The sequence below is a fragment of the Amycolatopsis sp. NPDC102522 genome, from assembly GCF_055584485.1.
The window spans coordinates 215,162-234,637 of the sequence record NZ_JBVJLY010000006.1; the positions used below are offsets into that span (position 1 = coordinate 215,162).

The window sequence follows — 19,476 nt, forward strand, 5'->3', positions numbered from 1 at the left end:
TGTTACGCGGGCGAGGCCTTCACTACCTTCGTGATCGTCACTCTCGCCCCATACGCACCCGCTCCACCCACTCCCGCAGGACGTCGCCGAGCACGGGCAGCGGAATCTGCCCGTGCCTCAGCACGACGTCGTGGAAGTCACGGATGTCGAAGGCCTCGCCCAGGCGTTCCTCGGCAAGGGCGCGCAGACGCTGGATCTCCAGCCTGCCCGTCATGTACGACAGGGCCTGGCCGGGCCACTCGATATAGCGATCGGTCTCGGACCGCACCTCGACGTCGCTGAGCACGCAGTGCTCGGTGAGGTAGTCGACGCATTGCTGCCTGGTCCAGCCCAGGGCGTGCAGCCCGGTGTCGACGACGAGCCGTGCCGCGCGCAAGGAGTCCTCCGCGACCATGCCCAGCCGCATGACGTCGTCGGAGTACAGGCCCATTTCGTCGGCGAGCCGTTCGGTGTAGAGCGCCCAGCCTTCGTCGAACGCCGAGAGCGGGACGAGCTTGCGCAGCCGCGGCACTCCTTCGAGTTCGAAAGACACACAAGCCTGGAAGTGGTGTCCTGGAACGGCTTCGTGGAAGGCGACGGACTCGGCGATGAACCGGAACCGCTCGGTCACCTGGTAGGCGTTGGTGGAGTAGACGCCGGGACGGCTGCCGTCGGCCGAGGGCGGCATGTAGTACGCCTGGGCGGCGGACGGGCCATCCGCTTCCGGCACCGCACGGACGACGCATTCGGCGGACGGCACCCGGCGGAACCAGCCGGGAGCGGCGGCCGTCGCCCGCGCGACCGCTTCCGTCGCCGTCGTGATCATCTCGTCCGCGTCTCGCCAGCGCAGCGACGGATCGGTGCGCAGCCGCCGCCGGACCGCGACGGGGTCGTCCTCGCCGAACACGGCGGCGCCGAGGCGTCGGTACTCCTCGTCGAGCGCCTGGCCTATTTCGAGGCCGATCCGGTGTAGCTCCTCCGCGGAGACCCCGGTGGTGGTGTGCGTCTTGACCAGACCCGCGTAGCTTTCCTTGCCGCCCTCCAGCCGGCAAAGACCCGGCTTGTCGTCGGGGCGGCCGTGTCCGGCGATCTCGCGGGCGAGCGTCTCGCGGTAGGCGACGAGCGCCGGCCGCACCTTTTCGGTGAACAGCCGCTCCCGCCGCGCCGTGCGGTCTCCGGTCAGGGCCGGGACGACCAGCGGGTTGGGTTCAGCGGCCAGGAACCGGTCGAGGTAGTCGACGGCGTTGCGCACCGCACGTTCCACCGGGGTCCGGCCTGCCTCGATCCCAGCGCGATGGCGGTCGGCGAGAGCCGCGAAGAACTCCGGGAACGCTGAAAGCCTCGCCAGGTAGTCCTCCTCCGCCTGCTCCCCGGACGGTGCCAGCTGCGGAAGCCAGGACAGTGCCCCGATGCCTTCGGCGGCCATCGGGTCGGCGAGGATGAACTCGCTCAACCGTGCGTCCAGCCTGGTCAGGAGCGATTCCGCGTGGTGGGCGACGACGCCGAGCGTGATCCGGTCCGGATCCGTGGAGCGGGCGGCGTGTCCGGCGATCCGGACAGCCCGTTCCCTCAGCCGGGCGTCACCGGCCTCGGAGACGTCCCGCAACTCGTGATCGTGCCCGGCGATATTGTCGAAGGTCGCCATCAACGGCATCTCGGTCGCGAGTACGTCGAGGAGTTCGTCGGCCAGCTCCGCCGCTGTCGGCTCATCACTCATACCTGACAACTACCAGACCGGATCCGTTTCCCGCTGCCGATTTTCCGTTATCCGACCAGGCCTACCACCCATTCGGCCGGTCCGGTGCACGCGTTCGCGACGGCGGTTCGTGTCCACTGTGGATCGCCTCCACCCACCTGAGGCGTACACCACAACCTCGACATAGTCGGACTTCCTACTTTATGGTGTCCACAGGTCTGCGGTGCAGGGAAGCCGGTGAGAATCCGGTGCGGTCCCGCCACTGTGACCGGGGAGCGGCGCTCCCGTAGAGAAGGCCACTGGCGCGAGCCGGGAAGGCCGGAGCCGCCGCGGATCCGGGAGCCAGGATACCGGCCGCAGATGTCCACGTTCGTCCACGAGGATGGAGCTGAACGCATGCGGATTCTTCCTGCCTGCGCGAAAGTCGCCGACCCGCCACCACCCCGGCGGTAAGTCGTCCGTACTCCCCTGCCCGGCCACCGATCGTGGCCTCGGGCGGCTTCGTCCTGCGTACTTTCGGAAAGGGCATCCATGAGCACCGAACTCAGTCACTTCGTCGGCGGCAAGCCGGTACCGGGGACTTCCGGCCGCTTCGCCGACGTCTTCGATCCCAGCAGCGGCGCCGTCCAGGCCCGTGTCCCGCTCGCGTCGGCCGCCGAGGTCGCCTCCGTGGTCACCGACGCCGCTCAGGCCCAGCTCGAATGGGCGCGCTGGAACCCGCAGCGGCGCGCCCGGGTCCTCATGAAGTTCGTCGACCTCGTCCGCGCCGAGGAAGACTCCCTCGCCCGGCTGCTCTCCTCCGAACACGGCAAGACCGTGCCCGACGCGCGCGGTGACATCCAGCGCGGTCTCGAAGTGGTCGAGTTCGCCATCGGCATCCCGCACCTGCTCAAGGGCGAGTACAGCGACAGCGCGGGCACCGGCATCGACGTCTACTCGATGCGGCAGCCGCTCGGCGTGGTCGCCGGGATCACCCCGTTCAACTTCCCCGCGATGATCCCGCTGTGGAAGGCCGCCCCGGCGATCGCCTGCGGGAACGCGTTCGTGCTCAAGCCCTCCGAACGCGACCCGTCGGTCCCGCTGCGGCTGGCCGAACTCTTCCTCGAAGCCGGTCTGCCGCCGGGCGTGTTCAACGTGGTCAACGGCGACAAGGAAGCCGTCGACGCGCTGCTCACCGATCCCCGTGTCGAGGCTGTCGGCTTCGTCGGCTCCTCGTCGATCGCCGAGTACATCTACACCACCGCGGCCGCGCACGGGAAGCGCGCACAGTGCTTCGGTGGCGCCAAGAACCACATGATCGTGATGCCGGACGCCGATCTCGACCAGGTCGTCGACGCGCTGATCGGCGCCGGCTACGGTTCCGCGGGCGAGCGCTGCATGGCGATCTCGGTCGCCGTCCCGGTCGGTGAGGCCACCGCCGACGCGCTGGCCGCCCGGCTGACCGAGCGAGTCAAGACGCTGAAGATCGGCGCCTCGCTCGACGAGACCGCCGACTTCGGGCCGCTGGTGACCGCCGAAGCCGTCCAGCGGGTGCGCGACTACATCGACATCGGCATCGCCGAGGGGGCGAAACTGCTCGTCGACGGTCGCGAGACCACTGTGGATGGTCACGAGAACGGCTTCTTCCTCGGCGGCTGCCTGTTCGACCACGTCACCTCCGACATGCGCATCTATCGCGAGGAGATATTCGGCCCGGTGCTGTCGATCGTGCGCGCGGCCGACTACGAGGAGGCGCTGCGGCTGCCCAGCGAACACGAGTACGGCAACGGCGTCGCGATCTTCACCCGCGACGGTGACACCGCCCGCGACTTCACCTCGCGGGTGAACACCGGCATGGTCGGGGTCAACGTGCCCATCCCGGTCCCGATCGCCTATCACACCTTCGGCGGCTGGAAGCGTTCCGGTTTCGGCGACCTCAACCAGCACGGGCCGGACTCGATCCGCTTCTACACCAAGACCAAGACGGTCACCTCGCGCTGGCCATCCGGCACCAAGGAAGGCGCCTCCTTCGTCATCCCGACGATGAGCTGAGGCCGCGATGAGACTGACCGACGAACAGCGAGCCCTGCGCGAGACCGCGGCGGAATTCGCCGCGGAACACCTCGCGCCGCACGCGATCGAATGGGACCAGGCCAAGCATTTCCCGGTCGACGTCCTGCGCAAGGCCGCCCAGCTGGGCATGGGCGGCGTCTACCTGCCCGAAGACCTCGGCGGCTCCGCGCTCGGGCGGCTCGACGGCGTCCTCGTCTTCGAGGCACTCGCCACCGGCTGCCCGTCGCTGGCCGCGTACATCTCCATCCACAACATGGTCGCGACCATGATCGACAAGTTCGGCGACGACGTGCAGCGTCACCGATACCTGCCTCGAATGTCCACCATGGACACTTTCGGCAGCTACTGCCTCACCGAACCGGACGCGGGTTCCGACGCGGCGGCGCTCTCCACCCGCGCCCGCCGCGAGGGCGACGAGTACGTGCTCGACGGGGTCAAGCAGTTCATCTCCGGTGCGGGCACCTCGGACGTCCACGTCGTACTCGCCCGCACCGGCGGACCCGGCGCGCGCGGGATCTCGGCGTTCATCGTCGAACGGGACACGGCCGGTGTTTCTTTCGGCCCCAACGAGATCAAGATGGGCTGGAACGCCCAGCCCACCCGGCAGGTCATCTTCGAGGGCGCCCGCGTTCCCGCTTCCGCGTTGCTCGGCGGCGAAGGCAACGGGTTCCGCGTCGCGATGTCCGCATTGGACGGTGGCAGGCTCAACATCTCGGCTTGCTCCCTCGGTGGAGCCGAAGCCGCGCTCGGCATGGCCGTCCGGCATCTCTCGGAGCGTTCGGCGTTCGGCGAGAAACTGTCCGAGAAGCAGGCGTTGCAGTTCCGGCTGGCCGACATGCGCACCGATCTCGAAGCCGCCCGCACCCTGCTCTGGCGGGCCGCGGACGCGCTCGACCACGGTGAGGACACCGCGACCCAGCTTTCGGCGATGGCCAAACGCTTCTGCACCGACACCGGGTTCGAGGTGGCCAACCAGGCACTGCAGCTGCACGGCGGCTACGGCTACCTCGCCGAGTACGGGCTGGAGAAGATCGTCCGCGATCTGCGGGTGCATCAGATCCTCGAAGGGACCAATGAAATCATGCGCGTGATCATCTCGCGCCGGATGCTGCAGGAGGCCTCGTGAACGACGTCCAATTCCTCGTCCACAGTGGAATCGGCCGGATCACGCTGAACCGGCCGCGTGCGCTGAACTCGCTGAACCACGACATGGTCCTCGCCATGCTCGACCACCTCGAAGCCTGGCGTTCCGACCCGGGCGTCCGCGCCGTGCTGATCGACGGCGCCGGCGATCGCGGGCTCTGCGCGGGCGGCGACATCCGCGCCATCTACGACGACGCCCGCACCGGCGGCACCGCCTCTCTGCGGTTCTGGGCCGACGAATACCGGCTGAACGCGCTGATCTCGCGCTACCCCAAGCCGTATCTCGCGCTCATGGACGGGCTCGTCATGGGCGGCGGGGTCGGCGTCTCCGCGCACGGCAGCCACCGGATCGTCACCGAACGCTCCCGCGTCGGCATGCCCGAGACCGGCATCGGTTTCGTCCCCGACGTCGGCGGCACGTTTCTGCTGTCGCGTGCGCCCGGTGAACTCGGGACGCATATCGCGCTCACCGCCGGGTCGATCTCGGGCGCCGACGCGATCCACTGTGGACTCGCCGATCACTTCGTTTCCAGCGAGAAGATCCCGGACCTGCTCGACGCGCTCGCGTCACGGACCCCGGACACCGCGCTGGAGCTGATCGCCGAACCCGCGCCGCCGAGCACGCTGGCCAAGGACGCCGACTGGATCGACCAGTGCTACGCGGCCGACACCGTCGAGGAGATCCTGACCAGGCTCCACGCCGGTGGCGACGTCGCCGCCACCGCCGCCAAGGAGATCGAGGCGAAGTCGCCGACCTCGCTGAAGGTGACCCTGCGGGCACTCCGGTCCGCGGCCGCGATGCCCGACCTGGAAACCGTGCTGGCGCAGGAGTTCCGGATCTCGACCCGCGCGCTCTCCTCCGCCGAGTTCGCCGAGGGCATCCGGGCGCAAATCATCGATAAGGACCGCTCCCCGAAGTGGTCCCCCGCCGTCCTGTCCGAAGTGGACGAAAAGATCGTCGACGCCTATTTCGCCGATCTTGGTGACGCCGAATGGAACGGGGTGGCCCGATGACGATCGCCTTCCTCGGCCTGGGCAACATGGGCGGTCCGATGGCCGCCAACCTCGTCAAGTCCGGCGAGACCGTCCACGGCTACGACCCGGCGCCCGGCACACGATCCGACGGCGTGGCCAGGTTCGACAGCGCGGGCGCGGCCGTCGCGGCGGCGGACGTCGTCATCACGATGCTGCCCAGCGGCCGGCACGTCCTCGACTGCTACCGGGAGATCCTGCCGTCCGCGCGGCCCGGGACCCTGTTCGTCGACTGCTCCACCATCGACGTCGCCGACGCGCGGCAAGCCGCCGGACTGGTCCTGGAGGCGGGTCACCGCGCCGTCGACGCCCCGGTGTCCGGCGGTGTGGTCGGTGCCGAAGCCGGAACGCTGACCTTCATGGTCGGCGGCGACTCGCAGGCGTTCGTCACCGCGGAGCCGTTCCTGGCCATCATGGGCGCCCGGGCGATCCACTGTGGATCCTCCGGCGCCGGTCAGGCGGCGAAGATCTGCAACAACATGATCCTCGGCGTCTCGATGATCGCCGTCTCGGAGGCCTTCGCGCTCGGCGAGGAACTCGGCCTCACCCCGCAGGCGCTGTTCGACGTCGCCTCGACCGCATCCGGGCAGTGCTGGGCGCTGACCACCAACTGCCCGGTGCCCGGCCCCGTCCCGGCCAGCCCCGCCAACCGGGACTACACCGGCGGGTTCGCCAGCGGCCTGATGCTGAAGGACCTGCGCCTGGCCGAATCCGCGGCCAGAGACAACGACGTCGCCACCCTGCTCGGCACGAGGGCCGCGGAACTCTACGCGGCGTTCGTCGAACGGGACGGCCCCGGCCGGGACTTCTCCGCCATCATCACCGCCGTCCGCGACGGCCTCCTCACCAAGGAAATCACCGCATGAGCGAATACGAGACCATCACCGTCGAGCGGGCGGGCGACCGCGTCGCCCTGATCACCCTCAACCGGCCCAAGGCGCTCAACGCATTGAACCTGCAGGCCATGCGGGACATCACCGGGGCGGCGGGCGAACTCGGCCAGGATCCCGACGTCGGCGCGATCGTGCTCACCGGCTCCGCCAAGGCCTTCGCGGCGGGCGCGGACATCAAGGAGATGCAGCCGCAGTCGTTCAGCGACGTCTACGCGGCCGACTGGTTCGCCGGCTGGGACGCGCTTTCGCGGGTCCGTGTCCCGCTGATCGCCGCGGTCTCCGGGTACGCCCTCGGCGGCGGCTGCGAACTGGCCATGATGTGCGACGTCCTGATCGCGGCCGAGAACGCCAAGTTCGGCCAGCCGGAGATCACCCTCGGCGTCATCCCCGGCATGGGCGGTTCCCAGCGGCTCACCCGCGCGATCGGCAAGGCCAAGGCGATGGACCTGTGCCTCACCGGCCGCATGATCGACGCCGCCGAAGCCGAGCGGTCAGGGCTCGTCTCCCGTGTCGTCCCGACGGAAAGCCTGCTCGACGACGCTCTCGCCGTGGCGGCGAAGATCGCGAGCATGTCGCGTCCCGCCGCGATGATGGTCAAGGAAGCCGTGAACCAGGCCTTCGAGTCCGGTCTTGCCGACGGGCTCCGGTTCGAACGGCGCCTGTTCCACGGCACCTTCGCCACCCAGGACCAGAAGGAGGGCATGGCCGCGTTCACCGAGAAGCGCGAGCCGAAGTTCCTTCACTCCTGACCGGTGAGCGACCGGTAGAGCGGTCGCAGCAGGGCGGTGACCGATTTTCCGTCCACTGTGGACTTCAGTGGCGGGACCTCGTCGAGCAGTCCCAGCGGGTCACCGGCCGGCGGTCGTCGCGTGTTCGTGACGTCCCCGGCCGGGCCCCAGCCGAAGAAGTCGTCCATGACCTCGTCGAGGCCGGGCGCCTCGTCTTCCGCCGCCGGAGCCGTCACGCGGGCGCCCGCCTGCCGTCCGATCTCTTCGAGCAGCGTCGCACGATCGCGCCCGCGGAGGGCGAAGATGGCGAACGGGTCCGCTTCCTCCTCGAGCGCGATCAGCCCCGCGACGAGGTGATCGCACGGGACGCGCGTGCCCGGGCAGGTGCAGTCCAGCGACAGTTCCCACGCCGCCTCGGGAAACAGCGGCACCTGCTCGGCGGCGAAGAAGCGTTCGATGTCGTCCGGGATCCGCCCGTCGAGCAGGGCCGTCGTCGTGGCTTCGTCGGCGACGACGGCGGCGATGACCGCCGTCCACACCTGCTTGCCGAACGTCGGCAGACCGATGCGGACCTCGTAGAACCGTTGCCGTGTCACCCGCACCTGGGCGACGGCGGCACCGGGACCGATCGTCAGGGTGTCGACCCGGCAGGGCGGGACCAGTCCTTTGTGGACGCCGAGGTCGTCGAGTGCCCGGCGGAATCCCTCAGTCATCGGCAGCCTCCCGTCCCAGTGCGAAGACCTCGCGCAACGAGCCGGTGGACAGCTCCGTCAGCCAGTCTTCCCCGTCGGTGACGACGAGGTCGGCGAGCGCTTCCTTCTTGGTGATGACGGCGTCGATCCGTTCCTCGATGGTGCCGGGACAGACGAACTTCCGCACCTGGACACTGTTCCGCTGGCCGATGCGGAAGGCACGGTCGGTGGCCTGTTCCTCGACCGCCGGATTCCACCACCGGTCGAGATGCAGGACGTGGGTGGCGGCGGTGAGCGTCAGCCCCGCTCCCCCGGTCTTCAGCGACGCGAACAGGATCGACGGGCCTTCGCCCGACTGGAAGTGCTCGACGATCGAGTCACGGCGCCGCTGCGACAACCCGCCGTGCAGGAAGGCGATCTTCACGTTCAACCTGCTCGAAAGATGCGGCACGAGCAGGTGCCCGAACTCGGCGAACTGGGTGAAGCACAGCGCGCGGTCGCCCGAGTCGAGGATCTCCGCCAGGAGTTCTTCGAGCCGGTTGACCTTGCCGGACCGGGTTCCGATCGGCGAACCGTCGTGCAGCAGATGCGCGGGGTGGTTGCAGATCTGCTTGAGCTTCGTGATCGCCGCGAGAATGTTGCCGCGTCGTTTGACACCGGCGCTGTCGGCGATCTTGGTCATCATCTCGTCGACGGTCGCGCGGTACAGCGTCACCTGTTCGCGGGTGAGGCGGTATTCCTGGAGGATCTCGATCTTCTCGGGCAGGTCCGCGAGCACGGTGGGATCGGTTTTGAGGCGCCGCAACAGGAACGGCCGGGTGAGCCGGCGCAGCTCGGTGGCCGCGGTGAGGTCGCCCCGGCGTTCGATGGGCACCTCGAACCGCTCACGGAACTCCTGCCTGCCACCGAGGACGCCAGGGTTGAGCAGATCCGAAAGCGACCACAGGTCGGCGAGCCGGTTTTCCACCGGGGTCCCGGTCAGGGCGATCCGGTGGCCGGCGGGGATCCGGCGCAGGGCCTGCGCCGGACCGGTGTTCTGGTTCTTGACCGCCTGCGCCTCGTCGAGCACGAGCCGGTGCCACCGGATACCCGCGAGTTCGTCGACGTCGCGGGCGGCGGTCGAGTAGGTGGTGACGACGAGGTCCGCGCCCTCGACGCGCGCGTGACCACGATCGGCACCGTGATGGATGTGCACGCGCAGCTCCGGCGCGAACTTGGCCGCTTCACGCTGCCACGTCCCGAGCAGCGACATCGGACAGACGAGCAGCGTCGGCTCCCTGTCCTCCTGTGCCCGCTCGATCGCTTCCAGCGCGAGCAGCTGGACGGTCTTGCCGAGCCCCATGTCGTCGGCGAGGCAGGCACCGAGCCCGATCGACGTCATGAACGAAAGCCAGGCGACGCCGCGGCTCTGGTACGGCCGCAGGGTCGCGAGGAACGTCGGCGGCGGCTCGACCGGCTCGATGGTGCGCTGGACACGCCCGGCGAGGAAGTCGTCGATCCAGCCGTCGGTCGTGACCTCGGTGACCGGCAGGGGCGCTTCGAAGCCTCCGTGGAGCAAGGCCAGCAGGTCCGCCGGGGTGGGCAGCGGCGGCTTCTCACGGTCCGCGTCGCGGCGGAGGTATTCGAGACCGGCGCGCAGCAGTTCGGGATCCACGCTCACCCACCGGCCGCGAAGCCGCACCAGCGACGACTTCGCGGCGGCGAGCCCGGCGAGTTCCACGTCGGTCAGGGCGTCCTCCCCGACAGCGAGCGCCCAGCGGTAGGAAGCGAGCTGGTGACGGCCCAGCCGGTGCACGGCGGCCTGGTCGACGGGCGCACCGCGGACCGACAGCTTGAGCGCGAGCTTCCGCCTGCCGCCCCAGCTCGCCGGGAGCTGGACGTCGAATCCGGCCGCGACCAGCTGTTCGGCGCCGCCGTCGAGGAACTCCACGGTTTCGGCGACGGTCAGGTCGTAGATGCCCGGCTTCTCGGCCTCGACCGCCGGGCCGAGCATCGGCAGCACTCCCGCGGCTCGCTCCAGCTCGGCGGTGAAGAGGCCTTCGGGGTCGGTGAACTTCGCGCCCGCGCTGCCGGACCAGACGTCCTCGGCCGGGAGCAGGAGACTGGGATCGGCTGCGGAACGCAGGAGGAAACGCAGCTGCCACTTGGTTCCGTCGCCGGTCTGGTCGTCCGGGTCGTCGGCAGGACCGTACAGCGTGGGAACCTCGTCGAGTCTGAGGCAGACCGTGCCTTCGGTGAGGTCGGTGTCGCCGACCTCGTCCCACGCCGCGATGCCTTCGGCGACGATCCCCATCCGCCCCGGCGCTTGACTGATCCGGTCGTCGGCGCTCTTCAGCGCGTGGAACCACGCCCCGAACGGCCCTTCACGCCCGTCGCTTTCGATCGCGTGGCCTGCGGCGGCCAGGCGATCGCGGACGGCGGCGTCGACCAGCGTGTGGAGCGCGTCGGTGACGAGCGCCGACGGATCCGGTCCGGGGTGTTCGGCCCTGCCGACCGGCGGGGTGGCCGCGATCAGCGCCCGGAGCGCGACAGCGTCGCCGCCCCGGGCCACCGGCCGCCAGCGCGCTCGCGCCACGATCTCGTTCCGCACGAGCGTCGGGAGCACCCGGCCGCGGCGCACCAGGTCGTCCGCCAGCCGGACGACCGCGCGGAGATGACGGACAGAGGTGCCGTAGCTGACCGTGTCGGCCAGGTCGCCCAGCTCGGAGGGGTCGATCAGGAGCGCCGGTACCGACCAGGGTTCCAGCGTCAGTTCCTGCTGCGGGCGGCCGCGCGAGCCCAGCTCGGGCGAGGCGACCGGACCGCCGCGCCTCGACGGCAGCAGCAGGACGGCCGATGCCGGCTTGCCGGGGTGCAGCGCGGTCAGATCCGCGACCGACGCGGCGAACGGATGCGGCCGGGCGGCGCTCGACGGCCGCATCGACGTCGTCGCCGGGCGGTCGCCGTGTTCACCCCACAGCACGATCCCGCGGCCTCGGGACCACAGTCCGTGCACGACGAGTGGCGACATGATCCCCCTTCCGCGGTCTGGTCCCTCCAGCATGCCCGGGGCCGATCAGCGTCCGGTCAGCGAGGGTCACACCATCGTGTAGCTAGGCGGCGATCGCCCGCTCTTCTAGCCTGAGGAGCTAGTCCCCACACGGAAGCGACCATTCGATGACCGACGGAGAAGCACGCGCCGGCGTGCTGTCCAAACGCGCGCTGGTGATCGCTTCACACGCCGTGGAAAGAGCCGCACTCGCCGAAGGCACCGACGAGAACATGGTCGTTCTCGCGCTCTTCCAGCGCCTGCCCTACTTCGAACGGGAACGCGAGGTCTACGCCAGGATCGCCCGGCGCGCGGCCGTGACCGTCGTCGGCATGGTCGACTCCGGGCGCCCCGATCTGCCGCACGGCGTGACCCCGGTGCTGCTGCGCTCCGACGAGAACCTCGCCCGCGAGTGGTCGGTCGCGGTGCTCACCCCGACCTTCGGGGGCTCGGTCGTCGCCCAGGACCTCGACGACGTCGACCCGTCGGCGACGTCCGTCGAAGCGGCACGGCGGTTCCAGGGCCGCTGGGGTTTCCGCCGCGACGAGGCGTACGCCGAGGTCGTCCGGCTGCGCGACGCGCTCGGCGATCGCCTTCCGCCCACCGCGCGGATCAAGATCGACGAGGTCCTGAAGAGTGTGACGACCCCCGCCGCGGCGCCGGTGGAGAACCGCGCGGAAGCGGCTTTGCGCCATCTCGCCGGGCGGCTGGAGCGGCGGGCGCCGTCGAAGCCGGAGGAACCGGCCCTCGCGACCGATCCCGACACCGGGCTGGCGACCATGGCCGGGATCTCGGGCTGGCTGGGCGCGTCGACAGACACCGTCCCGCTCGGCCTGATCCTGATCACCGTCGACGACCTCGACGAGGTCGGGCGGCGCCACGGCAACCGGGTCAAGATGCACACCGAACAGAACATCGCGGATCTGATCCGCGAGGATCTCCGCCCGCTCGACCGGGCGGTCCGGCTCGGCAACGCCGAATTCCTGCTCGTCCAGCCCGCGCTCGAATCGGCCGACCTGACCGAACGCAGCCTGCGCCTCGAACGGCGGCTCGGCGCGCTCCACACCACTTACCCGTTCGTGGATCTGCATCCGCGGACGACGACCATGCTCACCCGGAAGCGGCCGCTGCCCGTGAATTCCCTGCGTTCGCAGCTGAAGAAGGTGCCGACCTCGGCGCTGTGGCCGCCCAGTCACGGCATGCTCCCGACGCCGAACGGCAACGGGTCGCCCTGGTTCCGCTGATACGGTCTCTCCGGTGAAAACCGTCCTGGACGCGATCGATCCGCGCACGGCGCTGACGATCCTCGGCCCTTCGAAAGCCAAGATCCGTGGCGGTGACGCGTCCGGGGAAGCCGGCGCGGTCTGGCCGGAGCAGATGCTTCGCGCACGGGACGACGTCCTGGCCCGGTCCAAGGTCGACAGTGGCGGGCTGCGGCCCGCCTGGCTCCGTTACAACGGAAACTTCTACCGGAACGTCGGCAGTGCACTGGGCGAAGCCGCCGGGAGCGGACGCCTGCTGATCCTCAGCGGCGGCTACGGACTCCTGCGCGCGGACGAGCCGATCCCCTACTACGACCGGAAACTCAGGCTCGGCGACTGGCCGTCCGGCGTGCTCGAAGACGCCGTCATCGAAGAAGCCCGCCGGATCGGCGCGACGAAGGTGGTCACGTTCGTGTCCGCGAGCGCCGACTACGCGAAGCTGGTCCGGCGGATCCCTTGGAGCTCCACGGAGATCGAGGGCGTGCTGGCGACGATCGACTTCCACGGCGGCGGGGCGCAGGTCGAGGTGCCGCGGCGGCTGGCTCAGGCTTTCGGCGCGTGGTGGCACCGGTCGCCGTCGGACTACCCGCCGGGCCTGGTCGTGGAGAAGCTGGGATGAGGGACACGGATCTCGCCGAGTTCTACACCCTGCTCGATCGGCTCGGCACTCCTCGGCGGCTGCGTGAGGCGACCGGCCGGGATGGCTGGCCGAGTCACGGCGTCTACTTCTTCTTCGAGGACGGCGAACTGCGCGCCGACGGCACACCGAGGGTGGTCCGCGTCGGCACCCACGGCCTCAGCGCCACCAGCCGGACGAAGTTATGGCAGCGCCTCGCGCAGCATCGCGGGACGCTGAAGGGCGGCGGAAACCATCGTGCGTCGATCTTCCGACGCCACATCGGGACAGCGTTGATCAGGCGCGATCACGCATCCGAACCCTTGCTGACCGCGTGGACCGCGCGGCCTCGGCTTCCGGAATGGGCCGCTGCCGAGTCCGAGATCGAACGCGAAGTCAGCGACCACCTGGGCAGGATGCCGTTTCTCTGGCTCGCGGTCCCCGCCGCCGATCTGCGCGCCCACCTCGAACGGAACAGCATCGCGTTGCTCTCCAACCTCCGCGGGGCCCCCGATCGGCCGAGTTCCACCTGGCTCGGCCATCATGCGCTCAGCGGCAAGGTCCGAGACTCGGGACTGTGGAACGTGAACCACGTCGATCAGGATTACGACCCCGGCTTCCTCACCTCGCTCCAGGGACTCATCTGACTATTAAAATACAGGTCTGCACTGTATCTTAATGAGGTGACTTCAGAAGACCGCGCGCCCGGCAGGCCGCGCAGCAGGGAAGCGGACGCGGCGATTCTCGAGGCCGCGCTCGAGTTGCTGATCGAATCCGGCGCCACCGCGGCCAGCATCGAACAGGTGGCGCGCCGTGCCGGAGTCACCCGCGCGACCGTGTACCGCCGTTTCCCGGACAAGACCCGCCTCTTGATCGCCGCACTCGAAGCCGCCTACGGCGATCCCCCGCCGATCCCGGAAATCGCCGACGTCGAGCAGTTGCTGAAAGGCTGGGCCACCGTCGTCGCCGATCCGCGGCAACGCCGTCTCCTCCGCCGTGTCTACGGCGCGATCGAGGACCTGCCGGAGCTCGCCAAGGCGTATCAGGACCTGTTCGGCCGGGATCGGGATCAGGCCCGGCGGGACGTGTTCGCCCGCGCCCGCGACAGCGGGCACCTCCCCGCGGACGTCGACCTGGAAGTCCTGCTCGACCTGCTCACCGGCGCGATCTGGCAGCACCTGGCCACTCGCCCGGACACCTGCACGCCGGTGGAGACCGAGGACTTCCTCCGCGCCGTGCTCCGCCAAGTCGGCTATCGGCCGCACCCAGAGGAAGGAACAGTGCCATGACCACGGCGAGCCCAGAAGCACAGCGGCGAACCCGGGCGTTCGCCCGCGTGATCGGCCCCTATGTCGCCACGTTCACCACCATTTACGCGATCCGCCTGCCTGAGCTCCAGAGTCTCACCGGCGATCTGTTCGGCCAGCCCGGCCTGATGTTGTTGCTGGGCGCGATGATGCTCGCGGCGGGGCTCGTCATCATCGGCGGACATCGCAGCTGGCGCGGGCCTCTCGCGGTCACCGTGTCGCTGTTCGGCTGGTTCGTCGCCATCCGCGGCTTCCTGCTCATCGCGACGCCCGCGACGATCCGGTCCGGGGTCGACGCGACCATGCTCTCCCCCGTCGCGATGACCGCCGCCCGCGTCTTCTTCGGAGCTCTGGCCGTGATGGGTCTGCTGCTGACCTACGCCGGCTGGTTCGCTCGCCGTCCCGCCACTGGGTGACTCTTACGGCCAGCGGGCTTCGGAAAGCGCCAGCGCGGCACGGAGGAACGTCTTGCGGTCGGCGGCGGGAAGCTGTCCGAGCAGCCGTTCCTCCTGCTCCTGGATCCGCGACTGCGCCGACCTCCGCGCGGCGCGACCGGCGTCGGTGATCCCCAGCAGCCGGACCCGGCGGTCCTTCGGATCCGGCTCGCGGGTGATCAGGCCGTCCTCCTGGAGCGCGTCGAGGGTGCCGATGATCCGGGTCTTGTCCGCGCCGATCGCCTTGGCGAGCGCGGCCTGCGTACGGACAGGCCCGTCGTCGAGGGCACTCAGCACCACATAGCCCCACATCGTCAACCCGTGCTCGGCCAGCACCGGCGTCTCGGCGTTCATCAGCCTTCGCATCAGCCCACCGAGCATCGCCGCGAGATCCGGCCTCCCTTGCTCCGCCATGCGCAGACCATACCGACCGGTGTCGCGAAACCGGTTGACGAACTCGTATGCATATGTAGATGATATGCGTATGCCTATTGATGAACTACGCATCCTCGACGCCCTCGTGACCCGGACCAGCCTGGACCTCGTCACCAGGATCGCCCCTACCGATCTGACCAAGCCGACCCCGTGCACCGCCTGGACCCTGCACGGCTTGCTGGCGCATATGACAACCCAGCACCACGGCTTCGCCGCCGCGGCCGAGGGCGAGAGCCATCTCGACCACTGGCGCCTGCTCCCGCTGGGCGACGACCCCATCGCCACCTACCGCGACTCGGTCAACCGGGTACTGAACGCCTTCGTCCCCCACGACCTCGCCGACCGGAAGTTCGCGCTTCCCGAGTTCTCCACCGAAGTCACCTTCACCGCGGAGCAGGCGCTCGGTTTCCATTTCGTGGACTACCTCGTGCACTCCTGGGACGTGGCCAAAACCCTCGGCCTGCCGGTGAAGTTCGAGCAAGAGGTGCTCGACGCCGGGCTGAAGTTCGCCGAGTCGATCCCGAACGGGCGGAACCGGAAGGCGCCGGGCGCGGCCTTCGGCCCGGCCGTGGACGCGACGGGGCCGTCCGATTTGGACACCATCGTCGCGCTGCTCGGCCGCTCGCCGTCGTGGCCGGACGTCACACCCCAGGCTTGACCGGCACCGCTTCGAGCACCCGGGCGGTGACCAGTTCCGGCTTCTCCAGCGAGAGTCCGTGAGTGGTTTTGGGCACGACCTCGACGCGGATGTGCGGACTCAGGGATTCGAGCCGGGCCGCCACCGCTCGAGCGTCGTGGATGACACTGCGTTCGGCGACGACGATCCGGGCGGGGACGTCGATCGAGCGCAACTCGTCGTCGCTGAACAGGTGCATCTCGGGGAAGTGCTGTTTGTACTTGAGAGCACTGAAAAGCAGGGGCCGCACGGTGTGCCGCACCTCCGGATCCCCGGACGCCACCAGCCGGAGAAGCCATTTCGGCAGGAACCAGCGGAAGATCTCCCGGAAGCTCCACCAGATGAAGCTCCGGCCGATCGTGCCGAACCCCGCGGCTTCGATGATGACAAGGCCGGCGATAGACGGCGTGGATCCGGTGCCGGAAAGCAACACAACCGGCGGACCGTCCTCGGGACCACAAAGCCGGACCCGGGTCGGGCCGAATCTCGTCTCAATGTTCAGTTCCTCGGCGGGAACCGGCCATTTCCGCAGGATCGCGTCATAGGTGGCAGAGAAACGCGCGGCCGCCTTCTTGTCGGTGAACTCCCCCAGCATCGGTCCTCCTCGGCAGAGTGACGGCGTGCCGAAACGTGTCGATCACCAAGAGCGCAGGCGCGAGATCGCGGAAGCGCTTTTCCGGATCGCCGCCGCCCAGGGCCTGCAGGCGGTCACGCTGCGCGCGGTCGCCGCGGAGGCGGGCATCTCGATGAACCTGGTCCAGTACTACTTCCCGACCAAGGAAGAGATGTCGCGCTTCGCCTGGCGGCGGATCGTCGAACTGACCGTGGAGAACGCCGGGAAGACCATCGGCGAGGCGATGAAGACCGAGGACGAGCGCACCATCGTGCGCGCCTACCTCACCGCGGTCCTGCCGGAGGGTGAACGCGGCCGCATGCTGGCCGCCGTCCAGATCGCCTACTTCGCCGTGGACGTCACGCGCGGAAGCCAGGATCCCGACCAGGAACCGCTGCTGCCCCACCTGGTCCACGCCGTCACCGAACTGCTCCGGAGTGCCCAGAAGAAGGGCGGCATCCCGGCCCACCTCGATCCTCAGCTGGAGGCAGACTCGCTCGCGACGATGTCGGCCGGCCTCGTCACCGCGATCCTGGTCGACGCCTACACGGCGGAGCGGGCGGCGGAGATCGTCGACTACCGACTCGGCGGGGTGTTCACTCGCGATTGATGAGCATCTCGATGCCGTCCAGGATGCGGCCGAGCCCGAACTCGACGTCGGCGTCCTCGATACCTTCTTCGCCGTAGGCCTCGCCGGAGATCACGGCGGCGACGCGCGTGTAGCCGCGCCCTTGGAGGTGCGGTCGCAGAAACCCGCTCAGCGCGTGGACCTGCTCGGGAGTGCTCGCGTTCACGTCCCGGAGCAGGGAAGCGGTGCTGCGCACCCAGCCGTCGACCAACACGGTGCACCCCATCACGTCTTGGGTGCTCAGCCCTGAGCTCGCCATCCCTTCCAGGAAGTTCTCCAGCCACCCCAGCAGATTCGGCGTGCTCGGCGCGCCGCGCACCGGCAGGTCGATCAGCCACGGATGGCGGCGGCTGCGTTCGAGGAGCGCGCGGGCCCAGGCGGTGACCGCGGCCCGCCAGTCGCCGGACGGCGGTTCCGGCGGCGGGCCCCAGGCCGCTTCGGCGACCAGGACGAGCAGTTCCTCTTTGGAGCTCAGGTAGCGGTAGAGCGCGTTCGCGGTGATGCCGAGGCGTTTCGCGATCGACGGCATGGACAGCGCCGCATAGCCCTCCGCGTCGGCCTGCGCGATGGCCGCGTCGACGATCTGCTCGAGGCTGTATCCCGGTTTCGGCCCGCGCCGGGGCGCCGGGGCGTGCCCCCAGGCCAGCGCGGTGCCCGGCGGCAGCAACTCGATCTTGACGTCGTCCATCGGGGCATTGTTGCATCCAAAACAGGTAAAGGCATACACTGTTCATGGCATGCACAGTTAAGTGACGAGTTGGGGGATCGACCATGACCGAACCGAACAGGCGGAACGTGCTCCGCGGAGCGGCCGCGCTGGCCATCGGCGGAGTCGCCGCGACCTACGGCAGCACCGGATCCGCTGTCGCCGCCCAGCCTCTTTCGCCCACTGCGGCGAAGGAGCACTTTCCTTTCATCGAAGGTGCTTTCGCGCCGACGAAGGAGGAGGTGACCGCCTTCGGCCTGCCCGTCACCGGCCGCATCCCGAAGGATCTCTGCGGGCGGTACCTGCGCACCGGGCCGAACGTCCTCGGGCTCGAGGATCCGCGCGCTCACCACTGGATGGCGGGTGAAGGGATGGTGCACGGCGTCCGGCTGCGCGACGGGAAGGCCGAGTGGTACCGCAACCGCTGGGTGCGTTCGTCCGGTGTCGCGGCGAAGCTGGGCGAGCGGTACCCGTGGCCGGTGCCCGCCGAGGACTTCGCGCCGAACACGCACGTGATCAGCCACCACGGCCGCATCCTCACCTTGCAGGAGTCGGGTGCGCCGCCGTACGAACTCGACGGCGAGCTGAACACGGTGGGGCCGTTCGATTTCAGCGGCTCACTGGACGGTTCCTACACCGCGCACACCAAGTTCGACGCCTACGCCGACGAACTGCACGCGGTGACGTATCACCCGACTTGGGACCACGTGCGGCATCTGCTGGTCGACCGGACCGGCCGCGTGGTGCGAACCACCCGGATCCCGGTCACCGACAGCCCGATGATGCACGACTTCGGGCTCACCAAGAACTACGTGGTCGTCTTCGACGTGCCCGTCACCTTCGATCCGCAGCCGGGCAAGGTCGTGCCCTACAAGTGGAACACGGAGCACCCGGCCAGGGTGGGCGTGATGAAACGCGAAGGCGGTCCGGTCCGCTGGTTCGGCGTGGATCCGGTCTTCTACTCGCATACGCTCAACGCCTACGAGCAGGGCTCCACGGTGGTGGTCGACCTGACCACGATGCCGGCGCCCTTCGAGGTGGCGGGTAAGCAGGGCTTCGGCGGCCCGTCGGCGTCGGGCCCGCCGGTCCTGGAGCGCTGGACGATCGATCTCGCGCAGGGACAGGTGCGGCGCCGCGTCCTCGACGACCGGCCGCAGGAGTTCCCCCGGGTCAACGAAAGCCTGGTGTCACGACGGCACCGGTACGGCTATTCGGCCTCGCCGGGTGAACTGTTCGACGTCTACCTGGACAAGCCCGCCAACTCCTTCGGCAACGCGTTGATCAAGCACGATCTGCAGAGCGGGCGCTCGGAGGTGCACCGTTTCGGCCGGGATGCCGACGCGAGCGAGGCGGTCTTCGTGCCATCGGCGCGCAGCAAGTCGGAGGACGACGGTTACGCCCTCGCCTACGTGAACAACCCTGACCGCGGCGCCTCGGATCTGGTGATCCTCTCGGCACAGGACTTCACCGCGAAACCGTTGGCACGTATCCACTTGCCGAGGCCGGTACCGCTGGGATTCCACGGCAGCTGGGTCGCCGACTGAGCGCCCCGGGCG

Annotated in this window: 19 protein-coding genes and 1 riboswitch; of the genes, 13 read left to right on the top strand and 6 right to left on the bottom strand. The window is 69.2% G+C overall.

Going from position 1 to position 19,476, the window contains the following annotated elements; all coding sequences use genetic code 11:
• Nucleotides 1–37 precede the first annotated feature (37 nt).
• Nucleotides 38–1,696 (bottom strand): DUF885 domain-containing protein, encoded by a 1,659-nt coding sequence (locus ACZ6YV_RS17690; RefSeq protein WP_465510608.1) that lies wholly within the window; start codon nucleotides 1,694–1,696, stop codon nucleotides 38–40.
• Nucleotides 1,697–1,862: 166 nt separating this feature from the next.
• Nucleotides 1,863–2,048, top strand: a riboswitch (cobalamin riboswitch).
• Between the two features lie 158 nt (nucleotides 2,049–2,206).
• Here ACZ6YV_RS17690 and ACZ6YV_RS17695 point away from each other — a divergent pair.
• Genes ACZ6YV_RS17695 through ACZ6YV_RS17715 form a run of 5 tightly spaced genes read left to right on the top strand, consistent with a single transcriptional unit; the run spans nucleotide 2,207 to nucleotide 7,544 of the window.
• Entirely contained in the window at nucleotides 2,207–3,706 is a 1,500-nt protein-coding gene (locus ACZ6YV_RS17695) for a CoA-acylating methylmalonate-semialdehyde dehydrogenase (RefSeq protein WP_465510609.1), read from the top strand.
• A gap of 7 nt (nucleotides 3,707–3,713) precedes the next feature.
• Nucleotides 3,714–4,853, top strand: a complete 1,140-nt coding sequence (locus tag ACZ6YV_RS17700) for an acyl-CoA dehydrogenase family protein (protein WP_465510610.1) — start codon at nucleotides 3,714–3,716, stop codon at nucleotides 4,851–4,853.
• On the top strand, nucleotides 4,850–5,884 hold the full coding sequence (locus ACZ6YV_RS17705; RefSeq protein ID WP_465510611.1) for an enoyl-CoA hydratase/isomerase family protein: 1,035 nt from the start codon (nucleotides 4,850–4,852) through the stop codon (nucleotides 5,882–5,884). Before ACZ6YV_RS17700 ends, ACZ6YV_RS17705 begins: the two co-directional genes overlap by 4 nt.
• Nucleotides 5,881–6,768, top strand: coding sequence for a 3-hydroxyisobutyrate dehydrogenase (gene mmsB, locus ACZ6YV_RS17710; protein ID WP_465510612.1), 888 nt, complete (start codon nucleotides 5,881–5,883; stop codon nucleotides 6,766–6,768). The genes ACZ6YV_RS17705 and mmsB overlap by 4 nt, the downstream gene beginning before the upstream one ends.
• Nucleotides 6,765–7,544, top strand: a complete 780-nt coding sequence (locus tag ACZ6YV_RS17715; protein ID WP_465510613.1) for an enoyl-CoA hydratase — start codon at nucleotides 6,765–6,767, stop codon at nucleotides 7,542–7,544. The genes mmsB and ACZ6YV_RS17715 overlap by 4 nt, the downstream gene beginning before the upstream one ends.
• On the opposite strand, the gene ACZ6YV_RS17720 is transcribed toward ACZ6YV_RS17715, so the two are convergent.
• Entirely contained in the window at nucleotides 7,535–8,236 is a 702-nt protein-coding gene (locus ACZ6YV_RS17720) for an SWIM zinc finger family protein (RefSeq protein ID WP_465510614.1), read from the bottom strand. The two genes, ACZ6YV_RS17715 and ACZ6YV_RS17720, sit on opposite strands and share 10 nt — an antisense overlap.
• Nucleotides 8,229–11,225, bottom strand: a complete 2,997-nt coding sequence (locus tag ACZ6YV_RS17725) for a DEAD/DEAH box helicase (RefSeq protein WP_465510615.1) — start codon at nucleotides 11,223–11,225, stop codon at nucleotides 8,229–8,231. The genes ACZ6YV_RS17720 and ACZ6YV_RS17725 overlap by 8 nt, the downstream gene beginning before the upstream one ends.
• A 146-nt stretch (nucleotides 11,226–11,371) precedes the next feature.
• On the opposite strand from ACZ6YV_RS17725, the gene ACZ6YV_RS17730 reads away from it, so the two are divergent.
• Genes ACZ6YV_RS17730 through ACZ6YV_RS17750 form a run of 5 tightly spaced genes read left to right on the top strand, consistent with a single transcriptional unit; the run spans nucleotide 11,372 to nucleotide 14,844 of the window.
• A complete protein-coding gene (locus ACZ6YV_RS17730; protein ID WP_465510616.1) occupies nucleotides 11,372–12,487 on the top strand; it encodes a DICT sensory domain-containing protein in 1,116 nt (371 codons plus the stop codon).
• 13 nt (nucleotides 12,488–12,500) lie between these two features.
• Nucleotides 12,501–13,124 carry a YaaA family protein gene (locus ACZ6YV_RS17735; RefSeq protein ID WP_465510617.1) on the top strand — a complete coding sequence of 208 codons (624 nt, stop codon included), beginning with the start codon at nucleotides 12,501–12,503 and terminating at the stop codon, nucleotides 13,122–13,124.
• The gene (locus ACZ6YV_RS17740; protein ID WP_465510618.1) at nucleotides 13,121–13,768 is read left to right on the top strand and encodes a GIY-YIG domain-containing protein; all 648 of its coding nucleotides are present in this window, start codon (nucleotides 13,121–13,123) and stop codon (nucleotides 13,766–13,768) included. The genes ACZ6YV_RS17735 and ACZ6YV_RS17740 overlap by 4 nt, the downstream gene beginning before the upstream one ends.
• A gap of 36 nt (nucleotides 13,769–13,804) precedes the next feature.
• On the top strand, nucleotides 13,805–14,410 hold the full coding sequence (locus ACZ6YV_RS17745) for a TetR/AcrR family transcriptional regulator (RefSeq protein WP_465510619.1): 606 nt from the start codon (nucleotides 13,805–13,807) through the stop codon (nucleotides 14,408–14,410).
• Nucleotides 14,407–14,844, top strand: coding sequence for a hypothetical protein (locus ACZ6YV_RS17750; RefSeq protein WP_465510620.1), 438 nt, complete (start codon nucleotides 14,407–14,409; stop codon nucleotides 14,842–14,844). The genes ACZ6YV_RS17745 and ACZ6YV_RS17750 overlap by 4 nt, the downstream gene beginning before the upstream one ends.
• 3 nt (nucleotides 14,845–14,847) lie before the next feature.
• Here the strand turns inward: ACZ6YV_RS17750 and ACZ6YV_RS17755 are convergent, their stop codons facing one another.
• Nucleotides 14,848–15,276: a MarR family winged helix-turn-helix transcriptional regulator gene (locus ACZ6YV_RS17755; RefSeq protein WP_378239202.1), complete on the bottom strand. Its 429-nt coding sequence runs from the start codon at nucleotides 15,274–15,276 to the stop codon at nucleotides 14,848–14,850.
• Between the two features lie 70 nt (nucleotides 15,277–15,346).
• On the opposite strand from ACZ6YV_RS17755, the gene ACZ6YV_RS17760 reads away from it, so the two are divergent.
• Nucleotides 15,347–15,955, top strand: coding sequence for a TIGR03086 family metal-binding protein (locus tag ACZ6YV_RS17760; RefSeq protein WP_465510621.1), 609 nt, complete (start codon nucleotides 15,347–15,349; stop codon nucleotides 15,953–15,955).
• On the opposite strand, the gene ACZ6YV_RS17765 is transcribed toward ACZ6YV_RS17760, so the two are convergent.
• A complete protein-coding gene (locus ACZ6YV_RS17765) occupies nucleotides 15,939–16,568 on the bottom strand; it encodes an alpha/beta fold hydrolase (RefSeq protein ID WP_465510622.1) in 630 nt (209 codons plus the stop codon). The genes ACZ6YV_RS17760 and ACZ6YV_RS17765 overlap by 17 nt on opposite strands.
• A gap of 25 nt (nucleotides 16,569–16,593) precedes the next feature.
• Between ACZ6YV_RS17765 and ACZ6YV_RS17770 the strand changes: the two genes are divergently transcribed.
• Nucleotides 16,594–17,196 carry a TetR/AcrR family transcriptional regulator gene (locus ACZ6YV_RS17770; RefSeq protein ID WP_465510623.1) on the top strand — a complete coding sequence of 201 codons (603 nt, stop codon included), beginning with the start codon at nucleotides 16,594–16,596 and terminating at the stop codon, nucleotides 17,194–17,196.
• On the opposite strand, the gene ACZ6YV_RS17775 is transcribed toward ACZ6YV_RS17770, so the two are convergent.
• The gene (locus ACZ6YV_RS17775; RefSeq protein ID WP_465510624.1) at nucleotides 17,183–17,902 is read right to left on the bottom strand and encodes a TetR/AcrR family transcriptional regulator; all 720 of its coding nucleotides are present in this window, start codon (nucleotides 17,900–17,902) and stop codon (nucleotides 17,183–17,185) included. The two genes, ACZ6YV_RS17770 and ACZ6YV_RS17775, sit on opposite strands and share 14 nt — an antisense overlap.
• 83 nt (nucleotides 17,903–17,985) lie before the next feature.
• Between ACZ6YV_RS17775 and ACZ6YV_RS17780 the strand changes: the two genes are divergently transcribed.
• Nucleotides 17,986–19,464 (top strand): carotenoid oxygenase family protein, encoded by a 1,479-nt coding sequence (locus ACZ6YV_RS17780; RefSeq protein ID WP_465510625.1) that lies wholly within the window; start codon nucleotides 17,986–17,988, stop codon nucleotides 19,462–19,464.
• Nucleotides 19,465–19,476 lie beyond the last annotated feature (12 nt).